Annotated in this window: 12 protein-coding genes and 2 tRNA genes; 5 read left to right on the top strand and 9 right to left on the bottom strand. The window is 67.8% G+C overall.

Annotated elements, in window-relative coordinates; translation table 11 throughout:
• Positions 1-7: 7 nt before the first annotated feature.
• From BLR91_RS09280 to BLR91_RS09290, 3 genes are read right to left on the bottom strand one after another with little or no spacing between them, the layout of a single operon-like run.
• Positions 8-193 (bottom strand): hypothetical protein, encoded by a 186-nt coding sequence (locus BLR91_RS09280; RefSeq protein WP_089875546.1) that lies wholly within the window; start codon positions 191-193, stop codon positions 8-10.
• Positions 190-1,461: an MFS transporter gene (locus BLR91_RS09285; protein WP_089875545.1), complete on the bottom strand. Its 1,272-nt coding sequence runs from the start codon at positions 1,459-1,461 to the stop codon at positions 190-192. The genes BLR91_RS09280 and BLR91_RS09285 overlap by 4 nt, the downstream gene beginning before the upstream one ends.
• Positions 1,461-2,126: a helix-turn-helix domain-containing protein gene (locus BLR91_RS09290; protein ID WP_089875544.1), complete on the bottom strand. Its 666-nt coding sequence runs from the start codon at positions 2,124-2,126 to the stop codon at positions 1,461-1,463. Before BLR91_RS09290 ends, BLR91_RS09285 begins: the two co-directional genes overlap by 1 nt.
• 105 nt (positions 2,127-2,231) lie before the next feature.
• Here BLR91_RS09290 and BLR91_RS09295 point away from each other — a divergent pair, with 105 nt between their 5' ends.
• A complete protein-coding gene (locus BLR91_RS09295) occupies positions 2,232-4,271 on the top strand; it encodes a M3 family metallopeptidase (protein WP_089875543.1) in 2,040 nt (679 codons plus the stop codon).
• A 142-nt stretch (positions 4,272-4,413) separates the two neighbouring features.
• On the top strand, positions 4,414-5,715 hold the full coding sequence (locus BLR91_RS09300; protein WP_018190796.1) for an ion channel protein: 1,302 nt from the start codon (positions 4,414-4,416) through the stop codon (positions 5,713-5,715).
• Here BLR91_RS09300 and clpX read toward each other — a convergent pair.
• The 6 genes from clpX to BLR91_RS09330 all read right to left on the bottom strand — a co-directional run bounded on the left by clpX (position 5,672) and on the right by BLR91_RS09330 (position 10,703).
• Positions 5,672-6,946 carry an ATP-dependent Clp protease ATP-binding subunit ClpX gene (gene clpX / locus BLR91_RS09305; protein ID WP_018190795.1) on the bottom strand — a complete coding sequence of 425 codons (1,275 nt, stop codon included), beginning with the start codon at positions 6,944-6,946 and terminating at the stop codon, positions 5,672-5,674. The genes BLR91_RS09300 and clpX overlap by 44 nt on opposite strands.
• A gap of 179 nt (positions 6,947-7,125) precedes the next feature.
• A complete protein-coding gene (locus BLR91_RS09310) occupies positions 7,126-7,794 on the bottom strand; it encodes an ATP-dependent Clp protease proteolytic subunit (RefSeq protein WP_018190794.1) in 669 nt (222 codons plus the stop codon).
• 30 nt (positions 7,795-7,824) lie between these two features.
• On the bottom strand, positions 7,825-8,418 hold the full coding sequence (locus BLR91_RS09315) for an ATP-dependent Clp protease proteolytic subunit (protein WP_026307152.1): 594 nt from the start codon (positions 8,416-8,418) through the stop codon (positions 7,825-7,827).
• A gap of 113 nt (positions 8,419-8,531) precedes the next feature.
• The gene (locus tag BLR91_RS09320; protein WP_018190792.1) at positions 8,532-9,017 is read right to left on the bottom strand and encodes a tetratricopeptide repeat protein; all 486 of its coding nucleotides are present in this window, start codon (positions 9,015-9,017) and stop codon (positions 8,532-8,534) included.
• 138 nt (positions 9,018-9,155) lie between these two features.
• Positions 9,156-10,568 (bottom strand): trigger factor, encoded by a 1,413-nt coding sequence (tig, locus tag BLR91_RS09325; RefSeq protein ID WP_089875542.1) that lies wholly within the window; start codon positions 10,566-10,568, stop codon positions 9,156-9,158.
• Between the two features lie 60 nt (positions 10,569-10,628).
• Positions 10,629-10,703, bottom strand: a tRNA-Pro gene (locus BLR91_RS09330).
• 122 nt (positions 10,704-10,825) lie between these two features.
• Between BLR91_RS09330 and BLR91_RS09335 the strand changes: the two genes are divergently transcribed.
• From BLR91_RS09335 to BLR91_RS09345, 3 genes are all read left to right on the top strand, one after another.
• A tRNA-Gly gene (locus BLR91_RS09335) sits at positions 10,826-10,899 on the top strand.
• Between the two features lie 113 nt (positions 10,900-11,012).
• The gene (locus tag BLR91_RS09340) at positions 11,013-11,648 is read left to right on the top strand and encodes a DUF5343 domain-containing protein (RefSeq protein ID WP_089875541.1); all 636 of its coding nucleotides are present in this window, start codon (positions 11,013-11,015) and stop codon (positions 11,646-11,648) included.
• Positions 11,649-11,650: 2 nt separating this feature from the next.
• Positions 11,651-12,226 (top strand): Swt1 family HEPN domain-containing protein, encoded by a 576-nt coding sequence (locus BLR91_RS09345; RefSeq protein WP_089875540.1) that lies wholly within the window; start codon positions 11,651-11,653, stop codon positions 12,224-12,226.
• Positions 12,227-12,312: the final 86 nt, after the last annotated feature.

Below are 12,312 nucleotides of genomic sequence, written 5' to 3' on the forward strand. Positions count from 1 at the left end.
GTGCCGCTCAGCGCGGCAGCTGCGGCAGGGTGTGTGCGGCCGCGTCGCGCGTGCGCTCGATGAGCTCCACGCGGTCGGCGTGCCGGACGCCGCGCGGCAGTGGACGGGCGCCCCACGCGGTGAGGGCGGTGCCGACCCGCAGGGCGACGCGGTGGGTGAGCGGGCGGTACGGCGTGACCAGGACGGCGGTCATGAGGGTTGTCCTTCCGGAACGGGTTCGTGGGCCGGCGTCTGCACGGACGCCGACAGGATCAGGCGCGACGCGACGAGCGTCAGGACGACCACCAGCCCGCCGCCGATGACGAACGGCAGCCGGAGGTCGATGCGGGCGACGAAGCCGCCCAGGACGGTGGCGATGGGCGTCAGCCCCCAGCCGAGCGTGCGGACGATGCCGAGTGCGCGGCCGAGCATGGCGTTCGGGATGATCGCCTGGCGGAGCGCGCCCCACGGCACGTTCCAGACGGCGACGCCGAACGCGCCGATGGCGTAGGCGGCGATCGCGATGACGACGTTGGCGGTGACGCCGACACCGAGGATGCCGACGCCGCTGATCAGGATCGCCCAGAACATCACGCGGCCGCGGCCGAAGCGCTCGACGAAGCGGCTCGAGACGAGAGCGCCGACGAGCGCACCCACCCCGACGGCGGCAGTCACAACGCCGACCAGGGCGGCCGGCACCGAGAACGTCTGCAGCAGCAGGAGCACGACGCTCCCCTGCGCGAAGGCCAGAGCGGACGCCGTGGTCGACGTGAGCAGGATCATCCACCGCAGGAACCGCTGCTGCCAGAGGAAGCCGACGACCGCGGAGAGCGTCGGCCGCGGCTCGGCCGCTCCCGCCTCCCCGTGATGAGCCGCATGGGCCGCGGCGGCCGGGATGGTCAGCGCCAGCATCCCCGCGACGAGGAAGCCCGCGCCCGTCAGCCAGACCGGCAGCACGATGGCCACGGCGAACAGGAAGCCCGCGACCGGGGTGGCGATGAAGTTCTGGATGGTGATCTCGGCCGACTGCATCCGCCCGTTCGCCCGATCCAGCTGATCGCGCGATACGAGGGCGGGGACGACGGTCGAGGTCGCGTTGTCGAAGACGGTCTCCCCCAGCCCGAACGCCAGTACGCAGGCGTACAGCAGCCAGATCGTCAGCGCGTCGGTGGTGATGAGGATGGCGAGCACGGCGGCGACCGCGAACCGCAGCGAGTTGGCCACGGCCATAGCGACGCGCCGGTCGACGCGGTCGAGGAGCATGCCCGCCGGGATGCCGAACAGCAGCCACGGCAGGAAGGTCACGGCGCTGACGCCCGCGATCAGCGCCGGGTCGCGGGTCAGGGTCGTGGCGATCAGCGGGACCGCCGTGCGACCGAGACCGTCGGCCAGGTTGCTGGCGATCGCGGCGGTCCACAGGCGACCGAAGCCGGCGCCGAGCGGCGTGCGCGCCGCGGCAACGGCGGATGCGGATGCGGACATCAGCGGTCCTCCTGCTCCACCAGCGGGAACGCGTTGAACTGGATCTGCACCCGCTTGCGGTCAGCGACCTCGCCTCCGGCCTTCTCGACCTCGGCGTTCTCGGCCTTCCACTTCTCGCGAAGGCGCTCCTGCAGCACGTAGTACTCGCGGCCGAACTCGGCCAGCTGCTCGCGCGTGAGCTCCTGGTGCGACGTCGACAGGGTGCTCGACTGCATCCAGTCGAACCCGAACGTGTCGAGACCGCGACGCAGGAACGCAGCGAGGCGGCGCTCGTTGTTCTGCTGCCAGCCGAGCGAGATCAGCTCGCTGGCCTCCCGGCCGGCCGGCGTCGACAGTGTCTCTGCGGAGCCGATGGTCACGCCGCCGGGAGCCATGCGCCACCAGCGCTCGCGGCCGGAACCGCGCTCGGTGTCCTCGACGATGATGTCGTGCTTGGCGAGCTGACGGAGGTGGTAGCTGGTCGCACCGCTCGACTCCCCCAGGCGCTCGGCGAGCATGCTCGCGGTGGCCGGGCCGAAGTCGGACAGCTCGTTCATGAGCTCGACGCGGAGTGGATGGGCGAGCGCGCGCAGCGCCGCCATCCCCAGAGCGTCTTCGTAGCGGGAGCTGCCGCCCGCGACGCCGGCGGCGGGTGCGGTCTGCTCGGGCTGTCCCTCGTTCGTCATGTGACCAGAGTACGACTGCAAAGACTTCTTTGCAACTGCTTCTTTGCAATACTGTCTTTGCAATCGTTCCTTTGCTCAGCGCCACGGGTTGTCTAGGCTGGAGCAATGGCCGAGACCGCGAATCCCTTCTTCACCGCAAGCACCCTCCCCTACCAACTGCCTCCGTTCGCCGAGATCCGGGATGAGCACTACCGGCCCGCGTTCGAGCACGGTTTCGAGGAGCAACTGGCTGAGATCGACGCGATCGTCGCCAGCGACGAAGCCGCGACCTTCGAGAACACGATGCTTCCGCTGGAGCGCTCCGGTCAGACGCTCCTGCGCGTCGCCGAGGTCTTCTTCAACAAGAGCTCCAGCGACAGCACCGACTTCACGAACGCCCTCGAGGAGGAGATGGCACCGCGCCTGGCCGCCCACCAGGACGCCATCCGGCTGAACCCCGCCCTCTACGCGCGCATCGCCTCCCTGCACGCGCAGCTCGACGAGCTCGGCCTCGACCCGGAGTCGCAGTACCTCGTCGAGCGCTACTACACCGAGTTCACCCTCGCGGGCGCCGGCCTCGACGACGCCGACAAGGAGCGTCTGCGCGAGTACAACCAGCGGCTCTCGACCTTGACCACGCGCTTCGAGAAGAACCTCCTCGCCGACACCAACGACCTCGCGGTCGTCTTCGACAGCGCCGAGGAGCTCGACGGCCTCGGCGAAGGCGAGCTGTCCGCCGCAGCCCAGGCCGCCGCCGAACGCGGGCTGGACGGCAAGTTCGTGGTCAGCCTCGTCCTGCCCACCGGCCACCCGTGGCTGGCCGACCTCACCCGGCGCGAGAGCCGGGAGCGGATCATGGCCGCATCCCGCGCCCGCGGCATCCGCGGCGGCGACAACGACAACCGCGATCTGGTGCTGGAGATCACCCGACTGCGTGCCGAGCGCGCACGCCTGCTCGGCTTCGACACGCACGCCGCCTACGTCACCGCCGACCAGACCGCCCGCACGCCCGAGGCCGTCGCCGACATGCTCGGCCGCCTGGCACCGCCGGCGGCGCGCAACGCCCGCACCGAGCAGGCGGACCTGCAGCGCCAGCTCGGCGACGACGAGACCGTGGAGGCCTGGGACTGGGCCTACCTCACCGGAAAGGTGCGCGCCGAGAAGTTCGACGTCGACTTCGCCGCGATGCGCCCGTACTTCGAGGCGGAGCGCGTGCTGCGCGATGGCGTCTTCTACGCGGCGAACCGGCTCTACGGCATCAGCTTCACCGAGCGTCCCGACCTCGTCGCCTACCACCCCGACGCCCGCGTGTTCGAGGCCCGCAACGAGGACGGCTCCGAGCTCGGCCTGTACATCCTCGACCTCTACACGCGTGACTCGAAGCGCGGCGGCGCGTGGATGAATCCCCTCATCTCGCAGTCCGCCCTGCTGGACACCCCCACGGTCGTCGTGAACAACCTCAACGTGCCGAAACCGGCCGCCGGGGAGCCGACGCTGCTGACCTACGACGAGACGAACACCCTCTTCCACGAGTTCGGGCACGCGCTGCACGGCCTCTTCGCGCGGGTGACCTATCCGCGCTTCGCCGGCACGAACGTGTTCCGCGACTTCGTCGAGTTCCCGAGCCAGGTCAACGAGATGTGGATGCTGTGGCCGGAGGTGCTCGAGAACTACGCCGTTCACTTCCAGACGGGCGAGCGGATGCCGCAGGAGCTCGTGGACAAGCTGCACGCCGCCGAGGGCTTCAACGAGGGCTTCGCGACCAGCGAGTACCTGGGGGCCGCGCTGCTCGACCAGGCCTGGCACCGAATCACCGCCGACGACACGGTCGACGACGTCGCGGCCTTCGAGGCGCGCGCGCTCGCGGATGTGGGGCTCGACAACCCGGCCGTCCCGCCGCGCTACGCGAGCACCTACTTCGCCCACACATTCTCGGGCGGCTACGACGCCGGGTACTACTCCTACATCTGGAGCGAGGTGCTCGACGCCGACACGGTGGAGTGGTTCCGCGAGAACGGCGGCCTCACGCGTGAGAACGGCGACCGGTTCCGGGCACGGCTGCTTGGCGTCGGCGGGTCGAAGGACCCCCTGGAGGCGTACCGCGACTTCCGGGGCCGCGACGCCGAGATCGAGCCGCTCCTGAAGCGTCGCGGGCTGGACAACTGAGCCTAGCCCGCCTCACCGGCCACCCTCTACGCTGAGCCCATTCGAGCGCTGAGCCCAGTCGAGTGCTGAGCCCAGTCGAGCGCTGAGCCCAGTCGAGCGCTGAGCCCAGTCGAGCGCTGAGCATTGCCGAGAGGGGGTGGCCATGACCGCCACGCAGCCGGAACTCGCAGCGCCGTCCGTTCGCCAACTCGTCCTCCTCAGCATCCCCGCCGTCGTCGTCGGCGTGGTCAGTGCCCTCGCCCTCTGGGCGATCGAGTCGCTGGCAGGCTTGATCGAGGACGGCGTGTGGACGAACCTCCCGAAAGCCCTCGGCATCGACCCGTCGTCGGGGTGGTGGATCTTCGCCGTCCTCACCGTGACCGGTGCCGCGGTCGGGCTGACGGTGTGGCTGGTACCGGGCCACGCGGGCCCCGACTCCGCGACGACGGAACTCGTCGCCCCGCCCCTGCGCCCCGCGGTGGTGCCGTCGCTGGCGCTGGCCGCGGTCCTGGGCCTCGCCGGCGGTGTCAGTCTGGGGCCGGAGAACCCGATCATCGCCATCAACATCAGCTTGATGGTCGCGCTGGTCGGTCGCCTGTGGAAGGCCGTGCCGGTGCAGCTGGTGCTGACGATGGCTGCATCCGGCACCATCGGCGCCCTGTTCGGGACGCCCGTCGCCGCGGCCCTGGTGTTCACCGGGATGGTCGCAGCAGTGAAGGGCGGTGGTGCGCTCTGGGACAAGCTGTTCCTGCCGCTGGTCTCGGCGGCGGCCGGCTCGCTGACGATGACGTTCCTGGCGCATCCGCATTTCGCCATCCCGATGCCCGCGTATACGACGATCACCGGGTGGGATGTGCTGGCGGCTCTGATCATCGCGGTGCTCGCGACCGCGGTGGGGCTCGTCGGGGTGTACCTGTTTCCGCTGGTCCACCGCGGGTTCCACGCCCTCCGCCACCCCCTGCTGATGACGCTGATCGGCGGCGCGGTGCTGGGAGGCCTGGGGGCACTCGGCGGCCCCATCACGCTGTTCAAGGGGCTGACGCAGATGAATCAGCTGGTCACCTCGCGGGGCGACTACACCGCGGGTCAGTTGGCGCTCATCCTCGTGGTCAAGCTGGCTGCACTGCTGGTGGCCGCGGGAGCCGGGTTCCGCGGCGGTCGCATCTTCCCTGCCGTGTTCATCGGCGCGGCTGTCGGGACGCTCGCGAATGCGCTCGTGCCGGCCGTGCCGGTTCAGATCGCCGTCGCTGCCGGCGTGCTCGGGCTGACCCTGGCCATTGCGCGCGATGGATGGATCGCCATCTTCATCGGCGTCGCGGTCACGCAGAACCTGCTCATCCTGCCGATCCTGTGCCTCGCCGTGCTGCCCGCGTGGCTGCTGGTGACAAAGGCGCCGGAGATGCTGATCAAGCAGCCGGTGCTTACGCCGACTTCTCCTCGCGCCGCGGGCGGTGCGGGACGATAGTCGGCGCCGCGTTCTCGAGCACCGCCTCCTTCGTCACGACCACACGAGCCACTTCGGAGCTGGACGGCACCTCGAACATGATCGGGCCGAGCACCTCCTCCATGATGGCGCGGAGGCCGCGGGCGCCCGTCTTGCGGAGCACCGCGAGATCGGCGATCGACTCGAGCGCCGCGTGGTCGAACTCCAGCTGAACGCCGTCGAGCTCGAACATGCGCTGGTACTGGCGGACCAGGGCGTTCTTCGGCTCGGTCAGGATCTGCATGAGCGCTTCCTGGTCGAGCTGCGTCACCGTCGTCACGACCGGGAGACGGCCGATGAACTCGGGGATGAGCCCGAACTTGTGCAGGTCTTCCGGCAGCACCTCGCTGAAGAGGTTGATGTCGTCGCCCTTGGAGTGCAGCGGGGCGCCGAAGCCGATGCCCTTCTTGCCTGCACGCGAGGAGATGATCTCCTCCAGCCCGGCGAAGGCGCCGGCCACGATGAACAGCACGTTCGTCGTGTCGATCTGGATGAACTCCTGGTGGGGGTGCTTGCGGCCGCCCTGCGGCGGGACCGAGGCGACCGTGCCCTCGAGGATCTTCAGCAGCGCCTGCTGCACGCCCTCGCCCGAGACGTCGCGCGTGATCGACGGGTTCTCGGCCTTGCGGGCGATCTTGTCGACCTCGTCGATGTAGATGATGCCCGTCTCGGCCCGCTTGACGTCGTAGTCGGCGGCCTGGATGAGCTTGAGGAGGATGTTCTCGACGTCTTCTCCGACGTAGCCGGCCTCGGTGAGAGCGGTCGCGTCGGCGACGGCGAACGGCACGTTGAGGCGCCGGGCCAGCGTCTGGGCGAGGTACGTCTTGCCGCAGCCGGTGGGGCCGATCAGCAGGATGTTCGACTTCGCGATCTCGACGTCGTCCATCGTGTCGGCGGCCGTGAGGCTCTGCCGGGCGCGGACGCGCTTGTAGTGGTTGTACACCGCGACGGCCAGAGCGCGCTTGGCCTGCTCCTGGCCGATGACGTACTCCTCCAGGAACCCGAAGATCTCCTTGGGCTTCGGAAGGTCGAACTCGCTCGACGCCTCCTCACCCGCCTCGGCGAGCCGCTCCTCGATGATCTCGTTGCAGAGCTCGACGCACTCGTCGCAGATGTACACGCCAGGACCGGCGATGAGCTGCTGAACCTGCTTCTGGCTCTTGCCACAGAAGGAACACTTGAGCAGATCGGCGCTTTCCCCGATGCGTGCCATCCCTCTCCCCTCCTTCTTCGGGTCTGTTCTGACGAGCCTAACCCGTGCGGACGACAATGGTGCGCAGCCCGGCCGTTTTCGTTCACGCGGCGGTTCTGCTCACAGCAGATGGCCTCCCCCGGACACACGAACGGGGTGGCCGTCCGTGCGGACGACCACCCCGTTGCGGGTGCGGCTGGTTACTTGACCAGCGCCGGAAGCGACTTGCGGCTGGTGAGCACCTGGTCGATCAGGCCGTACTCGAGGGCCTCGGCCGCCGACAGGATCTTGTCGCGGTCGATGTCCTTGTTGACCTGCTCCACCGAGCGGTTGGAGTGCTTCGAGAGCGTCTCCTCCAGCCAGGTGCGCATGCGCATGATCTCGTTGGCCTGGATCTCGATGTCGGACGCCTGCCCCTGACCGGCCTCGCCGACGGCGGGCTGGTGGATGAGGATGCGGGCGTTCGGCAGCGCCAGACGCTTGCCGGGGGTGCCGGCGGCCGTCAGCACGGCGGCGGCCGAGGCGGCCTGGCCGAGCACGACGGTCTGGATCTGCGGGCGGATGTACTGCATCGTGTCGTAGATCGCCGTCATCGCGGTGAACGAGCCACCGGGCGAGTTGATGTACATGACGATGTCACGGTCCGGGTCCTGGCTCTCGAGCACGAGGAGCTGGGCCATGATGTCGTCGGCGGACGCGTCGTCCACCTGCACACCGAGGAAGATGATGCGGTCCTCGAAGAGCTTCGCGTACGGGTCCTGACGCTTGTAGCCGTAAGCCGTTCGCTCCTCGAAGCTGGGGAGGATGTAGCGGGCGCCGGGCGCCTGAACGCCGCTGAAGGCCTGACCGCCGAGCATGGGGGTGTTCATTCTGTTGTCCTTATCCTTTTCGGCGGCCTGCTACTTGGACTCCGGCTCGGTCCCGCCGCCGCCCGAGACGTCGAGGGCCGACTCCCGGATGTGGTCGACGAAGCCGTACTCCAACGCCTCCTGGGCGGTGAACCAGCGGTCGCGGTCGCCGTCGGCGTTGATCTGCTCGACCGACTTGCCCGTGGCCTCCGCGGTGATCTGCGCGAGGCGGTTCTTCATGTCGATGATGAGCTGAGCCTGGGTCTGGATGTCGCTCGCCGTTCCGCCGAAGCCGCCGTGCGGCTGGTGCAGCAGAACGCGGGCGTTCGGGGTGATGTAGCGCTTGCCCTTGGTGCCTGCGGTGAGGAGCAGCTGCCCCATCGACGCGGCCATTCCGATTCCGACGGTGACGATGTCGTTCGGGACGAACTGCATCGTGTCGTAGATGGCCATGCCCGCGGTGATCGAGCCACCCGGGGAGTTGATGTAGAGGTAGATGTCCCGCTTGGGGTCCTCCGCGGCCAGGAGCAGCAGCTTCGCGGCGATCTCGTTCGCGTTCTCGTCCCGGACCTCCGAACCGAGCCAGATGATCCGGTCCTTGAGAAGTCTGTCGAAAACACTGGGCTGGATACCCATATCGGCCATGTTCGCTCCGTTTCCTTTGTCGCTTGGTGTCGAATCTATCGGAGCGCCGAGCGCATTTCGGCGCTGTTCGCCCTCGGCAGAGAGAGCAGCGCGCCGCGGAGTGGATGCGGGGGTCAGTCGTCGTCGAGGGCGGCCGCATAGGCGGTCACTGCGCGGCCGTACCGCGGCAGGTGCGGGGCGAGTGCGCCGAGCGCCTCGCGGAGCGCGTCGGCGCGCATCCCGTCGTCGAAGAGGCACAGCGCGGCGAACGCGCGGGCCGCGTCGGCGAGGGGATGCTCGGGCTCTGCGCCGAGGAAGTCGCGCAGCAGGCTGAGTGCTTCGGCCGGGCGGTCGAGGTTGCGGAGGGTGCTCGCCAGCTGCACGATCGCCTGCCCGCGGTACGGCTCGGCCAGACCGTGCGCGAGCGCCGCGCGATAGAAGGGCTCGGCGTCGGCTTCGCGGCCGGCGAAGTCACGGCCGCTGGCCGCTTCGAACAGCGCCTCCGGGTCGTTCGCGGGGCGTTCGGCGACGAGTGCGTCGATCGCGTCGAGGGTGGCCTGCTCGCGCGTGTCGTCCGCGTCGGCCCAGACCGCGTCCACTCGCTGTCGCCAGTCGTCCATTCCCGCTCTCCTTCGTCCCGTTCGGTCTGTGGGGCGCAACACGCCGTTCTCATGGTGCCAGAACGGCGCGTCGCGTCCCCAGATGCACGAAAGCCGGGCCGCGCGGATGGCGCGGCCCGGCTTCGTGACGGCGCGACGTTACTTGTCGTCGGCCTTCTTCTTGGTGGAGCGCTTCTTCGGCTTCTCCTCGGCGGCGGGGGCCTCCTCAGCGGGGGCCTCCTCCGTGGCGGACTCGGCGGTGGGAGCCTCGTCCGCAGCGTCGGTGTCGTCGCCGTCCGCGATGGCGGTGAACTCGGCCAGGTCGACCGGCTTGCCGTCGGTGTCGACGACCTTCACCTTGCCGAGGACGATCGCGAGCGCCTTGTTGCGGGCGACCTCGCCGACCATCGACGGGATCTGGCCGTTCTCGCTGAGGATCTTCACGAACTCGTTCGGGTCCATGCCGTACTGGGCGGCACCCTGCACGAGGTACTGGGTGAGCTCGTCCTGGCTGACCTTGACGTCGTTCTCCTGCGCGACCTCGTCGAGGAGGATCTGCGTCTTGAAGGTCTTCTCGCTGGACTCCTTCACCTCGGCGCGGTGCACGTCGTCCTCGAGGCGGTTCTCCTGCTCCAGGTGGCGGTGGACCTCGTCCTCGACCAGCTGCTCCGGGACCGGGATCTCGACCAGCTCGAGGAGCTTGTCGACCAGCTGGTCGCGGGCGGCCGTGCCCTGGCCGAACACCTTGGCGCGCTCGACCTGCGTGCGCAGGCTCTGGCGCAGCTCGCCGATGGTGTCGAACTCGGAGGCGATCTGGGCGAAGTCGTCGTCGGCCTCGGGGAGCTCGCGCTCCTTGACGGCGTTCAGCGTCACGGTGATCTGGGCGTTCTCACCCTCGTGGTCGCCGCCCATGAGCGGCGCCTCGAACGTGGTGGTCTCGCCGGCGGTGAGCGTGTCGAGGGCCTCGTCGATGCCGTCGATGAGCTCGCCGGAGCCGATCTCGTACGAGATGTTCGCCGCGGTGTCGACCTCCTCGCCGCCGATCACGGCGACCAGGTCGATCTGGGCGAAGTCACCGGTCTTGGCGGGACGGTCGACCGTGACGAGGGTGCCGAAGCGGCTGCGGAGCCGGTCCAGCTCCTCCTCCACGTCATCCACGCCCACCTCGGCCGCGTCGACCGTGATGGTGATGTCGTCGAAGTCGGGCAGCTTCACCTCGGGGCGCACATCCACCTCGATGGTGAGGAGCAGGTCGCCCGAGAAGTCGGACTCGTTCGGCCACTCGGTGATGTCGGCCTCGGGGCGGCCGAGGGGACGAACGTCGTTCTCCTCGATCGCCTGACGGTAGAACCCGTCGAGACCCTCGTTGACCGCGTGCTCCAGGACGGCGGCCTTGCCGACCCGCTGGTCGATGATGGGCGGCGGCACCTTGCCCTTGCGGAAACCGGGGATGGTCACCTGCTCGGCGATGTGCTCGTACGCGTGCTTGATGGAAGGCTGCAGCTCCTCCGGCGTCACCGAGATGGTGAGCTTGGTCCGGGTGGGGCTGAGCTTCTCGACCGTGGTCTTCACGATGTCTGGGTTCTCCTGAATGATCGAACGATGGTCTTCTCGCAAGGAACGAGGTCCTCGTCGGGGCGACAGGATTCGAACCTGCGACCTCCCGCTCCCAAAGCGGGCGCTCTAGCCAAGCTGAGCTACGCCCCGGCTTGAAGCGGTGCGAAAGACCGTGGGCAAGTCTACTGCACGCGTGCTCCCCCGCGCGTGTACTACGATGGTCGTCGGCCGCCGCACAGATCGGGCGGCCACCGTGCCGCATCTGCGGCGCCGGGGATGTAGCTCAATGGTAGAGCCTCAGTCTTCCAAACTGATTACGCGGGTTCGATTCCCGTCATCCCCTCCATTGGATGCGCTGGGCGAGCGGCCCGTTGAGTGAGACGCTCCGGAACACGATCCCCGGCAGAACCCCGTGCACTGGGGTGAGAGCGGTCGCGGGCCAGCGTCTATGATCTGGCCATGAGTCTGCCTTCCGCGTACTTGACGAGTACCAAGAACACGTCTGACATCCTCCGAGCGATGCAGGCGGCCCAGGCACCGGACCGCTTCACCATCAAGTTCTTGGAGGGGCTTGGTTTCGCGGGCAGCAATGACCGGGCAATGGTCAACGTGCTGAAAGCGCTCGGCATGCTCAATGAGTCAGGCGTTCCGACTCGGCGTTACCACGAGTACCTGGACCAGACGCGCTCCGAGCTGGTTCTGGCCGAGGCTATCCGGGAGGCGTACAGCGACCTGTTCCGCGTTAACAAGAACGCCAACACGATGTCTCAGAGCGACGTTCGAAACAAAATGAAGACATTGTCCGAGGGGTCGTATACAGATCGAGTCTTGACGGCCATGGCGGCGACGTTTGCAGCTCTCGTCAAGTCGGCAGACTTCTCAAAGGCGCAGCAGGCACCGGACCCTGACGAGGACGAACAGGAAGATGAGGCAGCCGGCACTCCTGAAGATGATCGACTCGGCGACCCTCGCGGCGGTCAGAAGTCGGGCAAGATCGGTGACCTCGTCTACAACATCAACATTCATCTGCCGGAGTCGCGCGATCCGGCCGTCTACAACGCGCTCTTCAAATCGTTGAAGGAGCACCTGGGGTAGCCGTGGACGACAGAATCTACAATTTCGTCTACCGCGGAATGTTGACCGAGGAAGCACTTGATTCCGCCGGGCGTCCTGGGCGGCCTGCGTTCTCGGCCACCGAGGCCGACATCGAGGCTGCATTGAGCCTGGAATTGTTCGACCCCGACATGCTTGACGAAGCGCGATTGATGTCGGTCGTGTATGCCGCAATCGCCGCCTTCGAGCATTCGGTACGCAAGTTCGTCTCACGAGTCCTGATCGACGAGTTCGGGGAGGACTGGTGGGACAACGGCGTCTCGAAGAAGATTCGCGACTTTGCCGAAAGCCGCAAGTCGGACGAAGAGAAGACCAAGTGGCATGGCGTGAGGGGAGAGGATCTCCTCAGCTTCACGGAACTGGGACATCTGCCGAACATCATGCAGCAGAACTGGGACCTCTTTGAGCCTTACGTTCGTCGGCTCGATTGGGCCACCTCAATCTTCGGCACCATCGAGAGGTCCCGGAACGTCATCATGCATAGCGGGACGCTAGAAATGCCCGATGTCGAGCGCATCGGAATCCTCATGCGGGACTGGAATAAGCAGGTGGGACTGTGAAAGTCCCGGGTAAGACACGCAGGCACAGTTACATCGCGTCGACGCTCGCCTGTCTGGCGCTCGCGCTAGTCGGTTGCTCGGCAACG

Origin of the sequence: Leifsonia sp. 466MF, from assembly GCF_900100265.1 — a bacterium.
Lineage (GTDB): Bacteria > Actinomycetota > Actinomycetes > Actinomycetales > Microbacteriaceae > Leifsonia.